Source organism: Castellaniella sp. UC4447_H14 (genome assembly GCF_052978285.1).
In genome coordinates this window covers 39,295-61,470 of sequence record NZ_CM129666.1, presented here as the reverse complement: position 1 = coordinate 61,470, position 22,176 = coordinate 39,295, and the positions used below count along the sequence as shown (strand labels likewise).

General features: G+C 65.1%; 20 protein-coding genes and 1 pseudogene. 2 read left to right on the top strand and 19 right to left on the bottom strand.

Annotation, left to right across the window (positions count from 1 at the left end; genetic code table 11):
* Window positions 1-50: 50 nt before the first annotated feature.
* The 17 genes from ACVCMJ_RS00300 to ettA form a co-directional block, all read right to left on the bottom strand.
* Window positions 51-1,037, bottom strand: a complete 987-nt coding sequence (locus ACVCMJ_RS00300; protein WP_447082364.1) for a serine hydrolase — start codon at window positions 1,035-1,037, stop codon at window positions 51-53.
* A gap of 115 nt (window positions 1,038-1,152) precedes the next feature.
* Window positions 1,153-3,102: a hypothetical protein gene (locus tag ACVCMJ_RS00295; protein ID WP_447082363.1), complete on the bottom strand. Its 1,950-nt coding sequence runs from the start codon at window positions 3,100-3,102 to the stop codon at window positions 1,153-1,155.
* Between the two features lie 39 nt (window positions 3,103-3,141).
* Window positions 3,142-3,768, bottom strand: coding sequence for a TadE/TadG family type IV pilus assembly protein (locus tag ACVCMJ_RS00290; RefSeq protein ID WP_447082362.1), 627 nt, complete (start codon window positions 3,766-3,768; stop codon window positions 3,142-3,144).
* Window positions 3,769-3,802: 34 nt separating this feature from the next.
* Entirely contained in the window at window positions 3,803-4,291 is a 489-nt protein-coding gene (locus tag ACVCMJ_RS00285; protein ID WP_447082361.1) for a TadE/TadG family type IV pilus assembly protein, read from the bottom strand.
* Window positions 4,292-4,296: 5 nt separating this feature from the next.
* On the bottom strand, window positions 4,297-5,157 hold the full coding sequence (locus ACVCMJ_RS00280) for a tetratricopeptide repeat protein (RefSeq protein ID WP_447082360.1): 861 nt from the start codon (window positions 5,155-5,157) through the stop codon (window positions 4,297-4,299).
* A 20-nt stretch (window positions 5,158-5,177) separates the two neighbouring features.
* Window positions 5,178-6,116, bottom strand: a complete 939-nt coding sequence (locus ACVCMJ_RS00275; protein ID WP_447082359.1) for a type II secretion system F family protein — start codon at window positions 6,114-6,116, stop codon at window positions 5,178-5,180.
* A gap of 3 nt (window positions 6,117-6,119) precedes the next feature.
* On the bottom strand, window positions 6,120-7,103 hold the full coding sequence (locus ACVCMJ_RS00270) for a type II secretion system F family protein (RefSeq protein ID WP_447082358.1): 984 nt from the start codon (window positions 7,101-7,103) through the stop codon (window positions 6,120-6,122).
* On the bottom strand, window positions 7,100-8,635 hold the full coding sequence (locus ACVCMJ_RS00265) for a CpaF family protein (RefSeq protein WP_447082357.1): 1,536 nt from the start codon (window positions 8,633-8,635) through the stop codon (window positions 7,100-7,102). The genes ACVCMJ_RS00270 and ACVCMJ_RS00265 overlap by 4 nt, the downstream gene beginning before the upstream one ends.
* On the bottom strand, window positions 8,632-9,828 hold the full coding sequence (locus ACVCMJ_RS00260; RefSeq protein WP_447082356.1) for an AAA family ATPase: 1,197 nt from the start codon (window positions 9,826-9,828) through the stop codon (window positions 8,632-8,634). Before ACVCMJ_RS00260 ends, ACVCMJ_RS00265 begins: the two co-directional genes overlap by 4 nt.
* Window positions 9,829-9,861: 33 nt before the next feature.
* The gene (locus ACVCMJ_RS00255; protein WP_447082355.1) at window positions 9,862-10,272 is read right to left on the bottom strand and encodes a CpaD family pilus assembly lipoprotein; all 411 of its coding nucleotides are present in this window, start codon (window positions 10,270-10,272) and stop codon (window positions 9,862-9,864) included.
* 12 nt (window positions 10,273-10,284) lie between these two features.
* Window positions 10,285-11,637, bottom strand: a complete 1,353-nt coding sequence (locus ACVCMJ_RS00250) for a type II and III secretion system protein family protein (protein ID WP_447082354.1) — start codon at window positions 11,635-11,637, stop codon at window positions 10,285-10,287.
* The gene (gene cpaB, locus ACVCMJ_RS00245) at window positions 11,627-12,544 is read right to left on the bottom strand and encodes a Flp pilus assembly protein CpaB (RefSeq protein WP_447082353.1); all 918 of its coding nucleotides are present in this window, start codon (window positions 12,542-12,544) and stop codon (window positions 11,627-11,629) included. Before cpaB ends, ACVCMJ_RS00250 begins: the two co-directional genes overlap by 11 nt.
* Window positions 12,545-13,000 carry an A24 family peptidase gene (locus ACVCMJ_RS00240; protein ID WP_447082620.1) on the bottom strand — a complete coding sequence of 152 codons (456 nt, stop codon included), beginning with the start codon at window positions 12,998-13,000 and terminating at the stop codon, window positions 12,545-12,547.
* 78 nt (window positions 13,001-13,078) lie between these two features.
* Window positions 13,079-13,279: a Flp family type IVb pilin gene (locus ACVCMJ_RS00235; RefSeq protein ID WP_447082352.1), complete on the bottom strand. Its 201-nt coding sequence runs from the start codon at window positions 13,277-13,279 to the stop codon at window positions 13,079-13,081.
* A gap of 288 nt (window positions 13,280-13,567) precedes the next feature.
* Window positions 13,568-13,795: a glycine zipper 2TM domain-containing protein gene (locus ACVCMJ_RS00230; protein ID WP_447082351.1), complete on the bottom strand. Its 228-nt coding sequence runs from the start codon at window positions 13,793-13,795 to the stop codon at window positions 13,568-13,570.
* Window positions 13,796-13,921: 126 nt separating this feature from the next.
* Window positions 13,922-14,479, bottom strand: coding sequence for an isochorismatase family protein (locus ACVCMJ_RS00225; protein WP_447082350.1), 558 nt, complete (start codon window positions 14,477-14,479; stop codon window positions 13,922-13,924).
* Window positions 14,480-14,568: 89 nt separating this feature from the next.
* Window positions 14,569-16,242 carry an energy-dependent translational throttle protein EttA gene (ettA, locus tag ACVCMJ_RS00220; RefSeq protein WP_447082619.1) on the bottom strand — a complete coding sequence of 558 codons (1,674 nt, stop codon included), beginning with the start codon at window positions 16,240-16,242 and terminating at the stop codon, window positions 14,569-14,571.
* Window positions 16,243-16,469: 227 nt separating this feature from the next.
* Here ettA and ACVCMJ_RS00215 point away from each other — a divergent pair, with 227 nt between their 5' ends.
* Window positions 16,470-16,946 (top strand): hypothetical protein, encoded by a 477-nt coding sequence (locus ACVCMJ_RS00215; protein ID WP_447082349.1) that lies wholly within the window; start codon window positions 16,470-16,472, stop codon window positions 16,944-16,946.
* Between the two features lie 51 nt (window positions 16,947-16,997).
* Here ACVCMJ_RS00215 and ACVCMJ_RS00210 read toward each other — a convergent pair whose 3' ends face one another.
* Both ACVCMJ_RS00210 and ACVCMJ_RS00205 read right to left on the bottom strand, forming a co-directional pair.
* Entirely contained in the window at window positions 16,998-18,008 is a 1,011-nt protein-coding gene (locus ACVCMJ_RS00210; protein WP_447082348.1) for a glycosyltransferase family 2 protein, read from the bottom strand.
* Between the two features lie 124 nt (window positions 18,009-18,132).
* The gene (locus ACVCMJ_RS00205; RefSeq protein ID WP_447082347.1) at window positions 18,133-18,261 is read right to left on the bottom strand and encodes a hypothetical protein; all 129 of its coding nucleotides are present in this window, start codon (window positions 18,259-18,261) and stop codon (window positions 18,133-18,135) included.
* Window positions 18,262-18,445: 184 nt separating this feature from the next.
* On the opposite strand from ACVCMJ_RS00205, the pseudogene uvrA reads away from it, so the two are divergent.
* Window positions 18,446-22,154: pseudogene (uvrA, locus tag ACVCMJ_RS00200) on the top strand (excinuclease ABC subunit UvrA); the annotation flags it as partial.
* Between the last annotated feature and the right edge of the window lie 22 nt (window positions 22,155-22,176).

Here is a 22,176-nt window from a genome sequence, read left to right as displayed (position 1 = left end):
GCCTTGCAGTCGTTGCGCCACTCCGGATAGCGGGTGCCGGAGGCGCCACCCTATTTCAAGGCCATCTGGCTGTTGAGGATACGCCGCAAGCGCACCGCATCACCAAAGCGCGTGCCGCTCGTTCCATGGGCATTGAGCAACACCATTGCCAGATTCCGATCGTCGACCCGAACCATCATGACCAGGCAGTTCCCCGCCTCCCGGGTGGTTCCCGTCTTGGACGCCAGGATGTCCCAATTCGGGCGGCCCACCAGCATATTGGTATTGCGAAAAGTCCGTCCGCCAACACGGTACCGCGCATCGGTCGTGAACGCTTGGATCAACGGCTGGCGCGACGCCGCGTAGACCAGCTTCGCCAGATCGCGCGCCGAAGACACATTGCCGTTGGACAGTCCGACGGGACCGACGAAACGGGAGTCCGCCATGCCCAAGACACGGGCCTGAGCATTCATGGCCTCGACGAAGGCGGCCATGCCGCCCGGGAAAGTACGCGCCAGCGCATGCGCGGCGCTGTTCTCGGACGATGCCAGGGCCAGGTGCAGCAGCTCCGTCCGTGTCAGGCGCGCGCCCGCATCCAGACGCGCCGGCAATTCGCTGGGCACATTGCGGTCGCTGGCGTCTATGGTCAGCATCTCGTCCATGGGCAAGCCGGATTGGACCACCACCAGCGCCGTCATGAGCTTCGTAATCGACGCGATCGGCCGCACGGCCGCTTCGTCACGCGCGAACAGGACCTCGGACGTGTCCATGTCTTCCACAAACGCGGTGCTGGCCTTGAGCTTGCCGATTTCCCGGGCGACGTCGCGCGTGACCAGGGACGCCCCCGCCACGGCATCAGGGTCCAACGGCTCGGGTGGCGCCCCCCACCGCGCGATGGCGATCCGCCGACCATATCCGTGCAAACACATCGGCAGCGACGGCTGGGAATTGCAGGGGTGGAAATTGGCCGCCTGGGCGGACGCACGCGGCGACCATCCGACCGCTGCGAACAGCAGCGCCAACCCGCCGAACAACACCCATCCCGATCGCCACGCCATGGTCACTCGCCTCCCCGGCAGAGGCAGACCGGCCACGTTGTGCCCAGCCGCCCTTTGTTGACGCACATTGCAAAGCACCCTACTACCGCTCACCTGGAACGACCATCGGGCGCAATCATGACCCGGACGACGTGCCCGGATCCTGGGTGAGCCGCAGCTCGGTGAGCGCCCCGGCGATTTCATTGAACACTTGGGGCAGATCCGCGGCGTTGCTCACGTCGAAATATGTTTTGGTCGGATCCGAGGCGCAGCCGCGCATGACGGCCCGAGCCTCATCCGAGACGTCCATACCCAGCGTCAGGGTGAACAGTGTGATGTTATTGGGATCCGCCTTGATGTTGGCGCACAATTGGGCGCCGTAGGCGTCCAAAGAATTCGAGTTGATCGTGGTGCCGCTCTTGGACCCGTCCGGATAGCCGATGGTCGAACTGTTGGGGCCGCTGGACGCGCAACTGTTGTCGTAATTCGCAGGCGTGATCTGGGCAGGATCGACCGATCGCAGGCCGATGATGGGACACTGATTGAAGGACGACAGCTTCACCCGCCCCGATTCATTGGAAACGCGCTTCACAGTGTTGGAATAAGTCTGGCAAACAGTTTGCGCGTTCCGGCCGCTGCCCACACTCTGAGTTTTTGTGCACTCCTGATAGGCATAGCTCAACTTGAACCATTCGTCCGTACCGGGGGAATTGCTTCCGCGTCGCACAGTGGGATCATTGTCGCCGTCACTGAGCAGAATGATGACCTTGCGCAGCTTCGAATCCCCATCTCGCGGCAGCGTTGAACTTCCCCAGCCGGCAGCGCCTCGCCATTGCGGACTGAGCATCCGCCACGCCCAGATCAGTCCCGTCGGCACCGCCGTGCTGCCGCTACCCTTCATCGCCGCCACGGCCGACAGCAGTGCGGTCTGGTCCTTCGTCAGGAAATACGTCGGTGCCAAAGTGCAGTTGGACGGTTCCTGGGCCAAGTTGACGGTGAACGTCTGCGGGTTGGTGCTCCAGGCTGCGACATCGGCCGTGACGCGGCGGTCCTTTGAGGCACTGGTCGGCGCATTGAAGGCGAAACCGCTCGGCAACAACGTCGAATCCTGGACAAGCCGGTTGTAGGCCCGGGTGCTGTTGCCTCCGGTCGATGTCAGCGTCGGCGGCGCATAGTCGAAGCTGTGGACGGACAGCATGGGCTTGAAAAGGCTTGCCGGGGACAAAAGGGTGGCTGGCAGCGGATTGGCCGCCGTCCAGTTGCCGCCCGACGCTGGGCCCGGCTCGACGATGCAACCGGTCCAGAGCGACTGGATGTAATTCTTCTGCGCGGGCGTCGCGCCGTTCAGCCAGCCTGGCGATGAGGCGATGCCCCCCACGTTCACTGAATCCGTGAAGGGCACCAGCCCGATGTAGGCGCCACTGGTTCCGTCGGTCTGCCCGCCCGCCGCCGACGCCGCCATCACGGTATTGATCAACTGCGTCGCCGAATCGCGCAGCACCTGGATCTTGGTTGAAGTACTCGAGGCCGGGTCGTTCATCGAACCCGTATTGTCCAGCGCCAGCACCAGTTCCAGATCGTTGCGCACCCGCCGTACCGCCCAGTTCTGGGCGTCGATTTCCAGGCCCGTCTCGCGCACGAAGCCGGTGCTCATGAGCGGCAGGGTGCCGGTCACCGACATGCTGATGCGCTGCGCCGACAAGAACTGGCCACTGTCCGAGGTTTGGCCGCCCGCGTTCACGCGGTCTTCGCCATAGTCAATGGTCAGGGCGCCAGCGGGGATGGCCACCCCGAGGAACTTGTCCGGCACGTTCGCCTTGAAATAAGCAGTCGCATCGTCCCGCCAGGCCTGGCCCGGATCGTAGCCCGGCCCGGTGGACTGGTAATTGGCCAGCTTGCGCCCCGCCGAGATCACCGCCGTGTCCAGCGCGTTCTGGATGCGGGCCTGCGCGACGTTGTAGCGCACGAAATCAAGCGCCATCAGGGAACTGCCCAGCATCACCGAGAAGGTGACGGCAAAAGTCAGCGCAATGACGCCGCGCTGGTCGCGCAGCAGGCGCCCAAACAGGCTCGATCGCTTTTCCATGACAGGTCTCCCGGGCCAAGCGCCCGCCTCAGCCTTGCTTCAATACAACGTCTTCAGGTCGTCAAAACGCGGACGATAGAATGCGGTGGCGGTCAGCACCTCGGTGCCGCCCAGACCGGTCCAGAACCGCGAACTGATGACGTACGGCTCATACGTTTGGTAGCCCCGTACCACCAGGATGGTGTCGCCCGGCTGGGCGGGGGGCATGCCGTCCGGCGGCGGCGCCGCCGCGATGTCGCCACAAGCCGCCGTGCTGCCTTCGCATTTCTTGGCCCAGGTCGAACTCTTCCATGTGACGGACGAACCCGACGTCTGCGCCTCGAACAAGCGGATCGTCAGATAGCCCCCGTCCTTGTAGTCGATGGGCTGCATGAGATCCCCCATGATGACGCCGTAGGTACAGAGATGATCCGTCTCATCGCATGGCCCCCCTTCGTACAGTTTGGGCTGCATGGCTACACCATCCGCGATGGAGAACACGGCCCGGTCCAGGATTGCCGCCGCGCGGAAATACTGATAGGTCTCGATCGTGCCAAACAGGAAGAACACCATGATGGGCAGCACGATGGCGGCTTCAATCGCAGCGATCCCCCGGTCGTCACGGCGCAGCCGCCGGAGACCGGAGGCCAGCGATTCAAACGGGAACCGCAACAAGCGTTGTCCCATCACAAAAATCTCCCAGTCCGGCGGCGGCCGACCGTCAGGGCTCGTTCTGGATCACCACGAGCCGCTCGTAGTGAAACAGATTGAGCCCCATCAGGGCCAGAACTCCGGTCACGCCCGGCTTGTCGAACCCCAGGCGGAACACCACCATGTCGCCCCGATCACCCGTGTTGCAGGCCGGATCGTATTGTCCGTTCTCGTCGTCGAAAGTGATCGCCTCGCCCGGCTTATACAATTTTGCGTTGACGTACACGTTCTCCCTGTCGGCCCAGATCCCGAGCGTCTTTTCAAACTCGGCCTTCACGGCCGACTGACAATCCGCCTCCTGGGCGAAGACCCCGATCTTGCCCATGCGCGTGATGCGGCTCGCAGCCGAATCCAGGGTGACGTCGGCCAGCAGCGCGAAGGTGATTTCCACGCTCATGAGCAGGACCATGAAGAACAACGGCGCCACGATGGCGAACTCCAGCGCTGTTACCCCACGATGGTCGCGCCACAATCGCCCGAAAGTCCGTCGCCAGCGCATGGGGATCACCGCTTGGCCGGCCCGCCGCTCCTGGCGGGCGGAGAGGAAGATGCGACCGGCACCGCCTTCGCGGACGCCGGCGCGGATGCGGTTCCCAGATGCTCACGCAGATACTGGTAGAACGCCAGGTTGTCCTGCACCACGCCGCGCGGCTGATAGCTCATGAGGATGCCTTCGGCGGCATCCTCGCGCCCCATCACGCCATAGGCCAGCGCGAGGTTGTCACGGATCTGCGGCAAGCCATTCTGCACGCCGCTATTGCCCAGCAGCACATTGACGGCCTCGCGTCCCTTGCCGCTCAGAGCCAGGGACAGGCCCAGATTCGCCCGCAGCGCCTGGTCGCCCGGATGCTTCGCCAGGCCCTTGCGATAGGTTTCCTGGGCCAGGGCGGGCTGGCCAGACAGGTCGTACACCACGCCGAGGCCCGCCAGGGCGACGGGCTGATCGGGATCTTTCCCCAGGATGGCCTGGAAGCGTGTGCGCGCCTCATCCAGCTTGCGCAGCCGAATCAACACGCGCGCCTGCGCCAGCTTGGGGGCCAGGCCATCCGGGTCCAGCTCCTCGGCACGCGCATAGGCGCTCTGAGCCGATTCGAATTCCCCCGCCAGAAAGTGCGTGTCGCCCAGGCCAAGCCAGACTTCGGGCATGCCGGGATGCGACTTGGCCAGAGTCGTGTACAGCGAGCGGGCCACGCTGACGTCGCCGCTTTGCAGGGCGCTGGCGGCAATGCGCAGGTCTCCCGCCTGGAGGGCGGCACGGTCGATGACCGTATCCACCGGCCTGACGGCGGTACGCGGCGGCGCGCACGCCGTCAGGAGCGCCAACAGACCCGCCCCAACCAGCACTCGATACAAGGGAACATTCATCATCCACTCCAGATCGGTTCTCAGAACCGCGAAAGCGTATCCATCAGGCTCAGGATCGCAGGGCCGGCCGCCACGATGAGCACGGTGGGCAAAATGAACAGCATCATGGGCAAGGTCATCTTGACCGAGAGCTTTGCCGCCGCCTCTTCCAGCCGCATCATGCGGGCCGTGCGCTCGGTCTTGGCCAGGATGCGCAGCGCCTGCGTGATGGCCGTGCCATACTGGCGCGCCTGCAAGAAGGTATTGACCAGGGTACGCATGCCGTCAGTGCCGCACCGCTCCGCCAGCCCCCCCAGCACCCGTTCGATATCGCTGCTGAGCTTGAGTTCGCTGGACGTCAGCTTCAGCTCGTCAGCCAGCTCCGGCGCCACCAACTCCATTTCGTCCGCCACGCGCTCCAGCGCCGCGTTCAGCGCCAGCCCCGCATTGGTGCAGATCACCAGCAGATCCAGCGCATCGGGCAGACTCAGGCGGATGGCATCCTGACGCCGCCGCACCAGCCGATCGAGGATGAAGCGCGGCAGCAGGCTGCCAACATAAGCCGCCGTCACCATGGCGGCGATCCAGGCCATGGCGCCCCGCTGATCCAGCCAGCTCGCGCCCAGCCAGGCGGTCAGCCCCACGCACAGCACGATGGAGAGCAGCGTACATCCGCCCAATACGTACAGGGCCTGCGAAGACCGGTACCCCGCCGCCACCAGCTTGTGCGACGCCTCGGTGCGCTGCGCGGCGTTGAGCAGGGGCACGGCCATGCCGATGCGCCGCAGCATGCGCAGCAACCCTCCCGACATCGGCTGAACGTCCCGCCGCGCGACCCGCGCGCCCCGGCGCTGGACCTCCGAAATCGCGCGGCTCAAAACGCGGGCGCGGTGACCGGCCCGCGCATACAGATACAGCCCGCCGCCAGCCAGGCAGAGGACCAGGATCGCACCATTGAGCAGGACGAGCGGATCAGCCATGGCCTACGTCCTCAAGCGCGACAGGCGGCGGATGGCCAGCACGCCCACCACCAGCATCCCCACCGCCGTCCACAACAGCATCCGGCCCGACTCGGTGGTAAACAGAACCTCGATATAAGAGGAGTTGGCCAGGTACAGCATCCCGACCACGATGAAGGGCAGCAACGACAGGATCAGTCCCGCCGTACGGCCTTCCGCCGTCAACGCGCGGGACTTCAATATCAGGTCCCGGCGCGAGCGGATGATGGCGGCCAGGTTCTCCAGGGCCTCGGTAATGGAGCCGCCCGCTTCGCGCTGCAACAACACGCAGACCGAGAAGAACGAGAAGTCCGCCAGCTCGACCCGCAGAACCGCCTCATCCAGCACATCTCCGATATCGTTGCCCAACAGCAAGTTGTCGCCCATGCGGCGAAACTCCGGCCCCAGCGGCTCGGCAAACTGCAGCCCCACGTTGTGAATGGACTGCGTGACGGGAATACCCGCCCGGCTGGCGCGCACAATCATGTCCATCGCGTCCGGCAACTGTGCCAGAAACCGGCGCCGGAAACGTTCCACGAGCCACCGGTAAGCTGCCAGGCCGACCCCCGCCGGCACGATCACCAGCAGCAGCCCGGCCGTCCAGATCGAGACGGGAACCAGTTCCAGGATCAGCAGAAAGAGTCCCAGCAAAGCAAAGCCGCCCATCGCCAGCACCAGGCGGCGGCCTCCCCCGCGTCCCGAGACGGTGTCCAGGCGGTTTAGGTAATAACCCAGGCTGCCGAGCGATTCCCGATGCCGCCGCCGGCGCGCCTCGGTCTGGGCCCGCCGGAGCTCGGCGAGCACCTTGGCGCGCGTGGCCGTGTGCACTCCTCCCGATACCCGTTGCAAGCGTTCGCGGATTCGGCTGGCCGGGCGTTGCCGCTGCCACTCGCGCGCTACGAGCGCGGCCAGAGCCAGCAGCACGGCCCCCGCAAACACCACCACGGTGATCAAGTCCAGCGTGCTCATGGCCGCATCGCCTCCACCAGGGCCTTCTCCATGCCGAAGTAGGCAGCGCGGTCGGCGAACAGCGGCCGCATGCCGGTACTGTCATAGCTGCCGCGCACCTCTTCGTCGAAGGAACTCCCGTCGTAATTGAAGCGGAACAGCTCCTGGGTGACGATCACGTCACCCTCCATGCCCGCGATCTCCATGAGGCTGGTGACCTTGCGGGTGCCGTCGCGCATGCGCTCGACCTGCACCAGCAGGTTTACCGCGCTGGCAATCTGGCGGCGGATTGTGACCAGGGGCAGGTTGCCGTTGGCCATCATCACCATGCTTTCCAGCCGCGTCATGGCATCCCGCGGGCTGTTGGCGTGCAACGTGGTCATGGACCCGTCATGGCCGGTATTCATGGCCTGGAGCACGTCCAGCGCCTCGGCGCCGCGCGTCTCGCCCAGGATGATGCGGTCCGGCCGCATGCGCAGCGCATTGCGCACCAGATCGCCCTGATCGACCTTCCCCAGCCCCTCGAGATTCGGCGGGCGTGTTTCCAGTCGCACCACATGCGGCTGCTGCAACTGCAGCTCGGCCGCATCTTCGATGGTCACGATGCGCTCGGCGGGCGAAATATAGCGCGACAAGGCATTGAGCAAGGTGGTCTTGCCCGACCCCGTACCCCCCGACACGATGATGTTCATGCGACAGGATGCCGCGATTTCCAGCACCCGCGCCATGGCTGCCGACAGGCAGCCGCGGGCCGCGAGGCGCGGCAGCGTCAGGTCTTTCTTCGAAAATTTCCGGATCGAAATCGAGGCGCCGTCGATGGCCAGCGGCGGCAGGACCACGTTGACGCGGCTGCCATCCGGCAGGCGCGCGTCGACCATGGGGCTGCTCTCATCGACGCGCCGGCCGATCGACGAAGCAATACGCTGCGCCACGTTGATCACGTGCGCATCGTCACGAAACTTGAGCGGAGTGAGCTCCAGCTTGCCGTAGCGCTCGACGTAGACCTGATCCGGGCCGTTGACCATGATGTCCGTCACGGATTCGTCCTGCAGCAGCGGCTCGATCGGACCCACGCCGAACATATCGTGGAGGATCTCCTGCCCCATCAGACGCTGCTCGGTCAGCGTCACCGGCAGGTTTTCCAGCCGCACGGTTTCCGCAATGATGGTGTCGACATCCCGGCCTACCTGCTCGCGCGTCTGGCTCAGCGCCTCCGTCACATTGATCGTGCCAAAAACCGTCTGGCGGATCTGGCTATAGAACTCGGACCGCACGACCGTCTGTAGCGGGCGCTGCACAACGCGGGGGGCCGGCAGCGAATCCGCCCCGCTCGGGCTACGGGTGTCCGCCACGGCCGGCGTCCGAAGCGCGGGGGCCGTGGCCGGACCAGCCGGCAGCCCGTCCCCGACCGGGACGGCTACCGCGTTCGTCTCCACCGGCATCGACGAAGAAGCGGGGGCTTCCTCTGGATGCGAAGGCTCGGACAAAAAAGCGGGCTCGGGCTCCGGCAAGGAAGCCTGCTCGGCCACCGCCGGTTTGCGCCCGAAACTCATGCGCCGGCCCCCACCAGTCGACCCCACCAGCCGTGCTGCGCCCGGGACGTGGATTCACCGGTCACCAGGTTCGCAAGATCACGAATCCCATGGGCAAATTCACTGCCGGCGGCCAGCTCCTGCGCCAGATTCTCGGCCAGCGCCGGCGCCTTGTGATCAAAGGCGATCTTCACCTGTAGCGGCAGGTCAGTGGCCGATTCGAAATCCTTGGTCTGCACCCGATGTCGGGAAGCCGGCTGGGGGTGGTTGAGGACCGTGAGTACCGACGGAGGATTCGGACGCGACCCCACATACCGCACCAGCCGGGTCAGGGTGCGCGCCGAATGCACGGAAGGCTCCGACACTACGCAGGCCAGCGAGGTATGCGCCAGCACCTCCAGGGCGAGCGCATCACCGCGCTGCGGCATGTCGAGCACCACATAGTGGAAATACTGGCACAAGGTATCCAGCAGCACCCCCACCGCCTTGGCGTCCGGATCGAAGGACTCGGAATATTCCAGCTCGGCGGCCAGCACGTACAGGCCATCCCCCGCATCCGCCAGCGTTCGCTCGAGATACTGCTGGTCCAGCCGGTCGATGTTGCCCAGCACGTCCAGCAGCCCGCTCCCGCCGGGCCGCCCCAGCGCGGCCGGCCCCGCACCGTCATAGACGTTCAGGTCCAGATACACCACCCGTCTGCGCGTACCCCCCTGGACCAGGGTGCGCGCCAGGTGGGTGGCCACGGACGTGGTCCCCACGCCTCCCCGTGTCCCCATGACCGTGACGCACTTGCCGTAGCGGCCCCGCTGGCGCGTCGCGGTGCCTTGCACCAGCGTGCGGCGCAGCAACTCGACGCTCAACGGCTTGACCAGATAGTCCTGGACCCCTCGCGCCAACAGATTGCGAAACAGACCCACATCGTTGCGGTCGCCTACGACGAATACCTCGACAGAGGGCTCGCAGGCATCGGCTAGGCGGTCCAGCTCGTCCAGGGGACGGCTGGAGTCGGAAATGTCCACCAGCAGCCGCTGCGGCGAGCGGCCAAGTTTTTTCAACCAAGCGATGGCCTGGTCTGTCCCGCCTGACGCCACATAGGTGTCGGACAGGGAATCGGCGTGGAACACCCGACGCACTTCTTCCTCGTTGTCCGCGTCCTTCACGAAGGCCGCGAAGGCGTAATGACGCGCGCTTTCCCTGTCTTTGGTCGCTGCCACCTGGTCCCCCTCGTTCCGATCCGGTGCGTCCGGCTACTTTCCGCCCTTCTTGGTCGACGTCGTCTCCCGCAGCGGCGTCACCTTGTTCTGGCGATAACGCGTCACCGCATCGCCAGCCGTGTCAGCCTCCTGTCCCGCATAAGTGCCGGGGGTCGCCAGGTCCAGCGGATGCGCCACACTGTTGGCCAGATTGGTATAGGTCGCGCAACCAAAGGCCGCCTGCGGACGGCTGTCGAACTTCGGGCGGGGATATTCCGGATAGAGCTTGGCGCAATCGGGAGGTACCGCCACCCACTGGCCATCCTTCATCTGGACCTGGATGACCGAAGCATCGGGCATGTAACTGTAGTCGCGCTTAGGAAAGGCACAGCCCGCCAGCAGACCCACGGCCCCCGTCGCCAACAGCCAGCGTCCCAACCGGACATGCCCCGGACGTTCGTTCATGGCAGCCTCCGTTCAATAGACGAAACCGGCCGAACCGCTCAGGCGCGGCACATTGCCCTTCAGCGGGTCGTAGCCGATACTGTGGCCCAGCACATATTCAATGTCCGAATTGGCGCGCATGCTCGCCATCGGCGTCGTGAGCTGATCCGGACTCGTGGGGCGCACCAGATACGGCGTCACGATCACCACCAGCTCGCTCTTGTGGTTCTGGTAGTCGGACGAAGAAAAGAGCTTGCCCAGGACCGGAATGGAGCCCAGTCCCGGGATCTTGCTGACCACATCGGTGATGTTGTTCTGCAGCAAGCCCCCGATGGCGAAACTCTGGCCGCTGGCCATCTCGACGGTGGTCTCGACGCGGCGGACGCGGATTCCCGGGATGGTCAGGCCATCCATCACAATGCTGGCGTTCGGATCCAGCTCGCTGATTTCGGGGCGCACGGTCAGGCTGATGCGATCATCGCTCAGCACCGTCGGGGTAAAGTCCAGCGCCACGCCGAATGGCTTGAATTCCACGGACATGGTGTCGCGATCCTGCTTGACCGGCACCGGGAATTCGCCCCCCGCCAGGAAGCTGGCCGTCTGACCCGAGACCGCCGTCAGATTGGGCTCGGCCAGCACATTGATAAGGCCCTCCTTGTCCAGCACGTCGATCATGGCTTGTGCGGGCGCCCCTGTCTTCGAGTATCCGCCCAGGAAAGAATAGCCTTCCGATGGCAGCGAATAGCCGCCGGCATTCAAGATGCTGCGCCCGCCTATCAGGCCCGTCACGAACTGACCAGGGCTGGCGACCACGCTCCAGTTGATGCCCAGCTTCTGCGTGATGTCCTTGGACATCTCCGTCACCCGGACCCGCAGGTACACCTGCGTCGGACTGTTGACGGTCAGGCGATTGATGAGCTTGTCCTTGTCCCCCAGATAGGGGTGGATCGTGCTGGCGATGGCTTCGGAAGTCTTTGCGTCCGGCACGTTGCCGCTCACCATGAGCGAACCGGGTGCCGATTCCAGCGCCAGGCGCAACGCCGGGAACCGCTGGCGCAGGATATCCTGCAGCTCCGCCAGGTTGTGGCGCACGACGATCTGCTCTTTCACGAGCTGCTGGCCGGTGGCGTCCAGCGCATACAGCGTGGTGGTGCCCGCGCGCCGCCCCAGCACCAGGATGGCGTTCGGGGTCGGAACCTGGACATCGGCGATTTCCGGATCGGCCACGAACACGGTCGTCGCCTCGCCGTGCACGCGCACCAGTTGGCCGGAGCCGATGGCCAGCGTCATGGCGGATGCGGCCAGCGGGGCCCCCATCAGCACGCAGGCCAGCACGGCAGCCCGCAACCCGCTTCCCATCGAATACATCCTGTGGTTACCGCGCATGGACACCCAGCTCCTGTTCCTTCTTGTCACTGCCCCGCAGGATCACGATCTTGCGGGGAATCTCCGGTCTGGCTTCGACCGGGGCCACGGCAGCCGGCCGCGATTCCTGGACGCGCGACACATCGCTGCCCCATACCGGACCCGACTGCGGAGACTTTGCATCGTCGCCCCAGGCCACCACGGAGGCTCCAGCGGCGTCGCCCGCGATGCGGGCAGCCCGGTCGGTGGTGGCGAAGCTGCGCAACGCCATGGAGATGCTGCCCAGTTGGGCCGCCACGGTGATGGCCTCGGCCGCGCGCGAATTGGCCTCTATGGTGACAGTCCGCACACGGTTGTGCGGGGTCAGATCGGAGGCGCGCTGAAGGCTCGAACCCACCGCAATGACGCGAGCATTTTCGACGACGGTCTCGCTCACCACACGCCGCTGGTCGGGCCCCATGTCACCGCCCTTCCCCATGCGCTGGGTGAGGATCATGTCCACGTAATCGCCCGGCTGAATCAGTCCCGCGTTGCCCGACACGTCGTCCACCGGCACGGTAACGGCCCGCAGTCCGGGCTTCAGGGCCGCCGCGAGAAAATCGGGGCTCCCCGCGGCAATCACGTCCGCGGCATGCAGCACGGCCCCCGCCTCCAGGCGATGGCGCACCAAGGCACCCGCCACAACCGCCTGCGTCGTGCCTTCGACGATCGCATCCTTGGGCATTTTGTTGCGGTGCACGGTCTTCCATGCCAGATCACTGTCGCGCAGCAGAAGTCCGGCCGGGAGTTCGGCGGCCGTCACCCGGATGCGGACGTCCGGCGAAGGCGCGGCCTTTTGATTCAGGCTGCCCACATACATCGCGCGAGCGCCAATGGCCAGCACGGCTGCCATGAGGAGTATCAGCGAAAATTTAAGGACAGACGACATTCAAATCTTCCCCAGGCTCTGATACTGCTGCCACACCACGAACCAGCCGCCACAGGCCAGCGCCACACCGTAAGGCACCCCGCGACTGGCGGAGAGCGCATGCCCGACACATCGGGCTGGTTTCCAGGTCAGGCGCTGGTACGCCTTCCGATCCACCAGCCATCCAAGCACCGCCAGGATCCCGCCTGCCCAGGCGATGATGGCGACGGTCGGGAACGCCAGGCTGGGGCCGGACCACAACAACACAGCCGTCCCCAGCTTGACGTCCCCGCCGCCCATGACGCCCAGAGCGAATAACAAGAACAGCACGAGGAAGCCGACCGCTGCCGCCGAAAAATGAAGCTTGACGACAGAAGCGGAGGAGCCGGTTAGCCAGAAGGCCATCAAAAACCCGGCGGCATACCAGACAATAAGTTGATTTGGCAGCCGCCTGTGTCGAAGGTCACCGAATGCCAACAGAGCCAGAGGGACGCCAACGAAAGCCGCTACCAGGAGCGATGCAAACAATTGCCGTCCTCTGAGCCGAATGAGAATCTAACTCGCCGTGGTGGCGCTAGTTATAGCCGTCTTCATCCTGGTAAACAGGTCGGCCACATCCGTTCCCGAAAGCCCTGCGACAACAGCCGCCAGAACAATAGCCGCCAATACCGCATATTCCAGCGCCGCGATTCCCCGCGTGTCATCCTTCAGATTGCGCGCGGCAATCCACAATTTCCTGCACAGTTCGACGTACATGTGTTTCTCCTCAAGGTCATCACACGAAACCCGTCACGGTATCCCACGATGGTCAGACAGAAACGTCACATCCGGCTCGGGTAGCCCAGATTACTACACAATCATTCTCCCGCTACATAGTTTTGCGCTTGGGGCGAATTACGCCTGTTATTCCGCCGTTTGGCCCCCGTTTTGGATACAAGTCGTCGCTTTTATGCGTCGTGGTGATGACGAAGCGCGCGATCGTCCAAAAAAGGCGCCCCGAAGGGCGCCCGATGCATCAGTAACTTCTGCTGAGGGTGCAGCGCGTTACCGATTCTTCCCGATCTGGTCGCCGATCACGCCGCCGATCGCGGCACCCCCGACGGTACCCAGAATCCCGCCGCCCGTAACGACGGCCCCCGCGACGCCCCCCAGGCCGGCGCCCGTGACGGCCGCCTTTTGCCGGTGGCTCATGTTGTCCCAGGAGGAGCACCCGGCCATGGCGGTGACCAGCAGCGCGGCCACGCTCAGTTTTCCGAATGTCGTGAGGGTCATGGAGTTCTCCTATTCATTGGAATGATGTCTGGAATGCCCACGTGGCATCGTGGCTCCCTTTATATACCAGCACCCAGCGCAAAAATGTGAGCCGACACTACATTTGTGTCGAGCTGCGGCAGCGCGTTACTTCACGAGCCGCAGCACGTCCCGAAAGGCCGGGTGTGCCGGGGTCTCCAGCCACTCGTAAAGGGCCATCTCAGCCGTGATCGTCTCGAGCCCGTAGTACCGCCAGCGGCGTAAAGCCGCCTCGTGGTCCGCTGACCGGCGCGAACCCACGCCATCCCTCACCAGCACCGGGCGGTAACCCGCCTGCGCCAGCCCCAACCCCGTCTGTAACACGCAGATATGGGCCTCTGTGCCTGTCAACAACACGCGGGTCCGGCCATGGGGCCAATGCGCCATGAAGTCGGGTTCCCGACAGGCGTTGAAATGCGTCTTGGCCTGGATCCTGTCCACGTGGCTCGCCAGCGAAGGATCCGTCGCACCGATCTTGTCCCGCCAATGTTCGGTGGCCCAGACGGGAACGGACAGCAGGCGAGCCGCCTGGGCCAGCCGCGCCACACGCTGCACGAGCGCTTGCGCATCGTCAATGGCGGGCAGCAGCTTGTCCTGCATGTCCACGATCAGCAGCAGACTGCGATGCGCCGTCAACAGAGCCGAACCGATGTTGTCAGACCCCATGCCAACCTCCGTCATCGAAGAGACCGGAACGGTTGCGGCAGCCCCCCGGGTCGCCCCCGGACGGCACGCGCGCATTGCCGCAGCCCGCGCTATTTCAGCGCCTTGTACCGCAGACGGTGCGGTCGCGCGGCTTCTTCACCCAGGCGCGCCCGTTTGTCCGCCTCGTATTCCTGATAGTTCCCGTCGAAGAACACGATACGTGAATCTCCCTCGAACGCGAGGATATGTGTGGCAATGCGGTCCAGGAACCAGCGGTCGTGGCTGATCACCATGACGCAGCCGGCGAATTCCAGCAAGGCGTCCTCCAGCGCGCGCAGCGTTTCCACATCCAGGTCGTTCGACGGTTCGTCGAGCAACAGGACGTTGCCTCCGGCAATGAGCGTCTTGGCCAGGTGCAAGCGGCCGCGCTCGCCGCCGGACAATTTGCCCACCTGCTTGTTCTGATCGGCGCCCTTGAAGTTGAAGCGCCCCAGATAAGCCCGCGACGACACCTCGAAACGGCCGACCGTGAGCAGATCGGCGCCGTCGGAAACGGCCTCGAAAACCGTCTTGTCGTCCGGCAGGGACCCGCGCGACTGATCCACATGGGACAGCTTCACGGTCTGGCCGCGCAGCACCTCGCCCGAATCCGGTTTTTCCGCGCCGGTGATCATACGGAACAGGGTGGATTTGCCCGCGCCGTTGGCCCCGATGATGCCTACGATTGCGCCAGCCGGGACCTTGAAGCTCAGGCCGTCCATCAGTACGCGATCGCCGAAGGACTTGGCCACGTCGCGGAATTCGATGACCTCGTTGCCCAGGCGTTCCGCGACCGGAATGAAGATTTCCTGCGTTTCGTTGCGCTTCTGATAGTCGACCGACGACAGCTCCTCGAAGCGCGCCAGGCGCGCCTTGGCCTTGGCCTGGCGGCCCTTGGGGTTCTGCCGGACCCATTCGAGTTCCTTCTTGATCGTGCGCTGGCGGGCCGATTCGGCGGCTTCTTCGTGTTTGAGCCGATCTTCCTTCTGTTCCAGCCAGGAGCTGTAATTGCCCTTCCAGGGAATGCCGTGGCCGCGGTCCAGCTCCAGGATCCATTCGGCCGCATTGTCCAGGAAGTAGCGGTCGTGGGTGACGGCCACCACGGTTCCCGGAAACTGGTGCAGGAACATTTCCAGCCACTCCACGGATTCGGCATCCAGATGGTTGGTGGGCTCGTCGAGCAGCAGCATGTCGGGCTTGGACAACAGCAGCCGGCACAGCGCGACACGGCGCTTTTCACCACCCGACAAATGGCCCACGTTGGCATCCCACGGCGGCAGCCGCAGGGCGTCCGCGGCGATTTCCATCTGGGTCTCGATGTCATCGCTGCCGCTGGTGGCGGCCGCCGCGATCACCGCCTCGAGCCGCCCCTGCTCGGCGGCCAGCGCATCGAAATCCGCGTCGGGCTCGGCATATGCGGCATAGACTTCGTCGAGCCGTTTGCGCGCCTCGAAAACCTCGCCCAGCCCCGCTTCCACCGCCTGGCGCACCGTATGTTCGGGATCCAGTTGCGGCTCCTGGGGCAAATAGCCGATTTTCAGGCCCGGCATCGGCGTGGCTTCGCCTTCGATGTCGCGATCCACGCCCGCCATGATCTTCAGCAGCGTGGACTTGCCCGCGCCATTCAGGCCCAGAACGCCGATCTTGGCGCCCGGAAAGAAAGACAGGGAGATGTCCCGCAGGATCTGCCGTTTGGGCGGCACGATCTTGCCGACCCGGTTCATGGAATAAACGTACTGTGCCATCGAGCAAGCGCCAAAACTGCCGGCTGAAGGGTTCAGCCGCGCGACAGAACGATTGTAGGCTGCAAGCCGCGCAAAGCCCAATCGGGTCGACGCAACCGGATGCACCGGCGCTTCCTGCGATCCCCGACCGTCGGTCTGGACGATGATCGCCAGCGCACTGGCCGGCATCCAGTCGGAACCCGTAAAATCATCCTTGCCGCCTTCTCCCTTTTGCTGATGAGCTCCCCATGTCCCTGCCCCTCGCGTTCACCTCCGACGAAGCCGCATTGCTGGGCCGCACGGCCGATGCGCTCTGTGCCTATCTGGGCAAGCCCGTGATTGCGGAGATCGTCCCCGAACCTGGAGAAGGCTTCGAATGGGTGCTGTTCGCCATCCCGCTGGATCCTGCCGACACGGACGAGGACATTGCGCGCGTCCAGGCTGGTGGCCCCGACGCCCGCGTGCTGGGCAGCCAAGGCGGCTTGAACTTCAGCGACGGCACTCCGCTGGACTGCACGCTTCTGTGGGCGATCCAGTTGTCGGACCAGGAAGGCGCGCGTTTCGTGAAGGTGGACGCCCAGGGCGAGGAAGTCGGCTGGTCCGACACGCTGGAAGAACTGCTGCCTTTTGGCCTCGGGGACGAACCTGCGCCCGCGGCCAGCGATGTGGATGATCCGGATGACCTGGAGGATGACGACGATCCGGAGAGGCCGGAACATCGCTGAAGGATGCCGAAGGAGGGACCGCGCCGGTCCAGGCCGGAAGCGCCGCGATGGCTAGGTCTTCTGCTTGCCGTGGTTCTCGGACGCTGAAACGCCCGGACGGCCCGGGCGATTTCGCTGGCGGCTCGTGGGGGCTTCCCGGAGCCGATCGCGAACGTACAACACCAGGCCCAGCGGCGCCGTACCGGCCACCAGCAGGCGCGCGCCCAGGTGCGTCACGGCGCGCCCCGCGGGGCGACGAGTGCCGGCGCTCCACAGGTGCAGCGAAAAGCGCGTATAGCGCGCGCCAGCGGCGAAGAACGACGCCGGCTGGCAGCGGAACCATGGCAGGCAGTTTTCGAGCGTATCTTGCGCCAGCAGCCACAAACCCAGAGCATGCCGGCTGCCGGTGGCGGACCGCCCCTGCCGGGACAGGCTGTCGGCGCTGTCGTGGTAGACCCGGAACACCTGATTGACGAAGCGCGTCAGATAGCCCGCCCGCGCAATCGCGTTCCAGACCAGGCTTTCGGGCACGAACCCCGGGATGTCTTCCGGGAACGGAAACTGCCGTAGCACATCCGTACGCAGGCACCCGAACTTTTCGCCGCGGACGTGATAACGGAAGGTCATGTCCAGCGAACTGACGTCCATGACGTCCTGGGGATACATGTCGCCCACGACGCGGCCATCCGGTCCGGCGCACAATCCGGTGATGGCCACATAGCGCCCGCGCGCGGCCGGCGGGATCTGGTCCCAGACACAGGACATGTGGTAGAGCGCATTGGAATCCAACTCGTCGTCGCTGTCGATGGCCACCAGCCATTCGCCCCGCGCATGGCGCACGCCATTGTTGAAAGCTGTTTTCTTATGTTGATTGGGTTGCCAGACGTAACGGACCGGAAAACTGGCTTCCTGCTGCCACCCCTGTACCAGAGTACGGGTATGGTCCGTCGATCCATCATCCACCACCACCCATTCGAAGTCCTGGAAGGACTGCTCCTGAAGGGAGCGGTACACGCGCTCCAGCGTGTGGGCGCGGTTGTATGTCGGGGTGATGACGGAAAACAAATGACGCCAGCACGCCATGCCGGTGAGCTCCTTTCGATTTCCGAGACCTCATGATAGCTGCAAAAAAAAACCACGAACCCGAGGATCCGTGGTTTCCCTGAGGCCGAATTGTATGAAAACAATACGACCCCGCAAGATGCGATCAAGCGCGCTTGACCTTCTCCAGCATCTTGAACACGCTCTTGGGAGCGTGGATGAAAAGACGCTTGAAGGACTTGCCAAGGCAGCGGCGCTCCAGCGTATTGCGCCGGGTGCGTTTGATTTCGGCCATGTGGATCTCCTGAAAGGGGGCGGGCGGATTGAGCAAAACGGTGCATTTTACCAAAGATCGGCGGATCACAAACCGCGGGCTGTGTGCCGCTGCCCGGTCTGGTAACAACTCCAACGTCCGCTGCCACAAACGCGGCTCTGCCGCGGCCGTCCCGGGCCGGTCGCACGCAGATTATGATGGTGCCATGAACGCTCCCATCCGCATCCTCGGCGCCCGCCAGAACAACCTCAAGAATCTCGATGTCACTTTCCAGACGGGTGAACTGACCGTCGTCACGGGCGTCTCGGGCTCGGGCAAGAGTTCACTGGCTTTCGACACGCTATACGCCGAAGGCCAGCGCCGCTACGTGGAGACGTTCTCGCCCTATGCGCGCCAGTTCCTGGATCGCATGGACAAGCCGCAGGTGGACCGGATCGACGGCATCCTGCCCGCCATCGCCATCGATCAGGTGAACCCCGTGCGCAACTCGCGCAGCACCGTGGGCACCATGACCGAGCTCAACGATCATCTGAAGCTGCTCTACGCGCGCGCGGCTCATCTGTACTGCCGGCAATGCGCTGGGCCCGTGCGCCGCGACAATCCGGCCAGCATCCAGCAACAGCTCCAGGCGCTATGCGCCGGGGCCGATCCCCGGCTGGTGGTGAGCTTCCCCGTCACGGTGCCCGCCAACTTCACCGAAGCGGAAGTCCGGGGGTTTCTGGAGCAGCAGGGCTACACCCGGACCTACGACCGGCAGCGCGTCACCACCGCCGACACCACCGGGGACACCGGGGACGAGCTTCCCGAACGCGGGGACGAGGAGCCCGACACGGCCCATGGCGGCAAGCGGATGCTGCACGTGATCCAGGATCGATTCCGCCTGGGGACTGCGGAACCGGCGCGCGTGAACGAGGCGCTGGAAATAGCGCTGCGCCAGGGCAATGGCCACCTCAGCGTGCACGCGCTGTTCGAGGATCACGAGGACGAATGGCGCTTCAGTTCGGGGCTGCACTGCGCCCGTTGCGACATCGCCTACACCACACCGCTGCCCAGCACATTCTCGTTCAACTCCCCACTGGGGGCGTGCGAACACTGCAAGGGATTCGGCCGCGTCATCGGCATCGATTACGGACTGGTGATCCCGGACGGCGGCCGCACCCTGCGCGAGGGTGCCATCAAGCCGTGGCAAACCGCCAGCTACAAGGAATGCCAGGACGACATGGAGCGATACGCGCCACAGGCGGGCGTGCGGCTGGACATCGCCTGGGACAGGCTCAGCACCGAGGAGAAGGATTGGGTCATCGCCGGCACCCCTGACTGGAAAGGCGGCGCATCGGCCTGGAAGCGCCAGTGGTACGGCGTACAGCGATTCTTCGACTGGCTCGAGTCCCGCGCCTACCGCATGCACGTCCGCGTCCTGCTGTCCAAATACCGCAGCTACACCCCTTGCCTGCACTGCAAGGGCGCGCGGCTGAAGCCGGACGCCACGCTGTGGCGCCTGGGCCGGGGCCGAAGCCCTATTCCGGGGCATCCGCGGTTCATGCCGCCCGGCGTCTCCTGGACGGAGGCTCAGCTCGTGGCGCTGCCCGGCCTGGGCATCCATGACCTCATGCAGCTTCCCATCACGCGGGTACGGGACTGGTTCGAGCACATCGAACTGGGCCAGGTCATGGACGAGGCACTGTCCGAACTGCTGGATGAAGTCCGCACGCGGTTGCGCTTCCTGTGCGACGTGGGTCTGGGCTACCTGTCGCTGGATCGGCAAAGCCGCACACTGTCCGGCGGCGAAGTCCAGCGCATCAACCTGACCACCGCGCTGGGCACGTCGCTGGTCAACACGCTGTTCGTGCTGGACGAGCCGTCGATCGGACTGCATCCCCGGGATATCCACCGCATCGTGCAGGTCATGCAGCGGCTGCGGGACCACGGCAACACCCTGGTCGTGGTGGAGCACGATCCACAAGTCATGGTGGCGGCCGACCGGGTTCTGGATATCGGCCCGGGGCCGGGTGAACGAGGCGGGCAGATCGTGTTCGACGGCACGCCCGCCGAACTGAGCCGCGCCGACACCCTGACGGGCCAATATTTCGGGGGCCGCCGACACATCGAGGCGCCGCGTCCCATGCCGGTCGCCGCCAATACGCCCCGGCTGCTGCTGAAGGGCGTGCGGGCCAACAATTTGAAGAACGTGGACTTCGCCATCCCGCTGGGCCGGCTGGTCTGCCTCACGGGGGTGTCGGGATCGGGCAAGTCCACGCTGGTGCAGGACGTGCTGTACCCCGCCATGCGCAAGCGCCTGGGACGGCCCACCGAGACCCCCGGGGAATACGACGCCCTGCTGGGCGCGGAACTGCTCGCGGATATCGTGCTGGTGGACCAGACCCCCATCGGAAAGACGGCGCGCTCCAACCCGGCGAGCTACGTGGGCGCCTTCGACGCCATCCGCAAGCTGTTCGCGGCCGCTGACCTGTCCCGCGAACGGGGCTACACCGCCGGGACCTTCAGCTTCAACACTGGCGACGGCCGCTGTCCGACCTGCGGCGGCACGGGCTTCGAGCACGTGGAAATGCAGTTCCTGTCGGACGTCTATCTGCGGTGTCCGGACTGCAACGGGCGCCGCTACCGGCCCGAGATCCTGGAGGTGCGCATCGAACACCTGGGCCGCACGGCGGCCATCGACGAAGTCCTGGACATGACGGTGAGCGAAGCCCTGGACTTCTTCAAGGGGCTGCGCGACGTGCAGTGGGGCCTGGCGCCGCTGGCCGACGTCGGGCTCGAATACGTCCGCCTGGGCCAGCCGGTGCCGACGCTGTCGGGCGGCGAAGCCCAGCGCCTGAAGCTGGCCGGGCACCTGGCCGAGGCAGCCCGCTCCCGGGCTCCCCGGGGGGTGCTCAAGGGCAGCCTCCTGCTGTTCGACGAACCCACCACCGGACTGCATTACGACGATATTGCCCGGCTGATGCGCGCCTTCCGCAAGCTGCTCACCGCCGGTCATTCGCTGCTCATCATCGAGCACAACCTGGACGTGGTCCGCGCCGCGGACTGGATCGTGGACCTGGGTCCCGAAGGCGGCGACGCGGGGGGCCGCATCATCGTCCAGGGCACGCCGGAAGACGTGATGCGCAGCGCCGATTCCCACACCGGCCGCGCACTGTGCGATTACACCCGCCAGACGGGCGGCCAGGCGCTACCCCTGAACGAGCCCGCCGCCCGCCTGCACGCCCCCGCCAGCCCGGACATCCACATCCTGAATGCCCGCGAACACAATCTCAAGGGCATCGACGTCCATATCCCGCGCAACGAATTCACGGTGGTCACGGGCGTGTCGGGCTCCGGCAAGTCGACGCTGGCCTTCGACATCCTTTTCAACGAAGGCCAGCGGCGCTACCTGGAGTCGCTGAACGCCTACGCGCGCGCCATCGTGCAACCCGCGGGCAAGCCCGACGTGGACGCCATCTATGGCATCCCGCCCACCGTCGCCATCGAGCAGCGCACCAGCCGGGGCGGGCGCAAGTCGACCGTGGCCACCATGACGGAGATTCACCATTTCCTGCGCTTGCTGTACGTCCGCCTGGGAACGCAGATGTGCCCGGACTGCCACGTCCCGGTGGCGCCGCAGAGTCCCGAGCAGATCGTCGCGCAATTGCTGCGCGACCATTCCGGCGATCACATCGGACTGCTGGCGCCGCTGGTCGTGGCACGCAAGGGCTATTACACGGAACTCGCCAAATGGGCGAGCTCGCACGGCTACAGTCACCTGCGCGTGGATGGCGAGTTCATTCCAGTCACTCCCTGGCCGCGCCTGAGCCGGTTCCAGGAACACACCATCGAGCTGCCGGTGCTCGATCTGATGGTGGACGCTGCCGACGAAGCGGAGTTGCGCGATGCGGTACGCTCGGCGTTGGCGCTGGGCCACGGCACTTTTCGCGTGCTGAC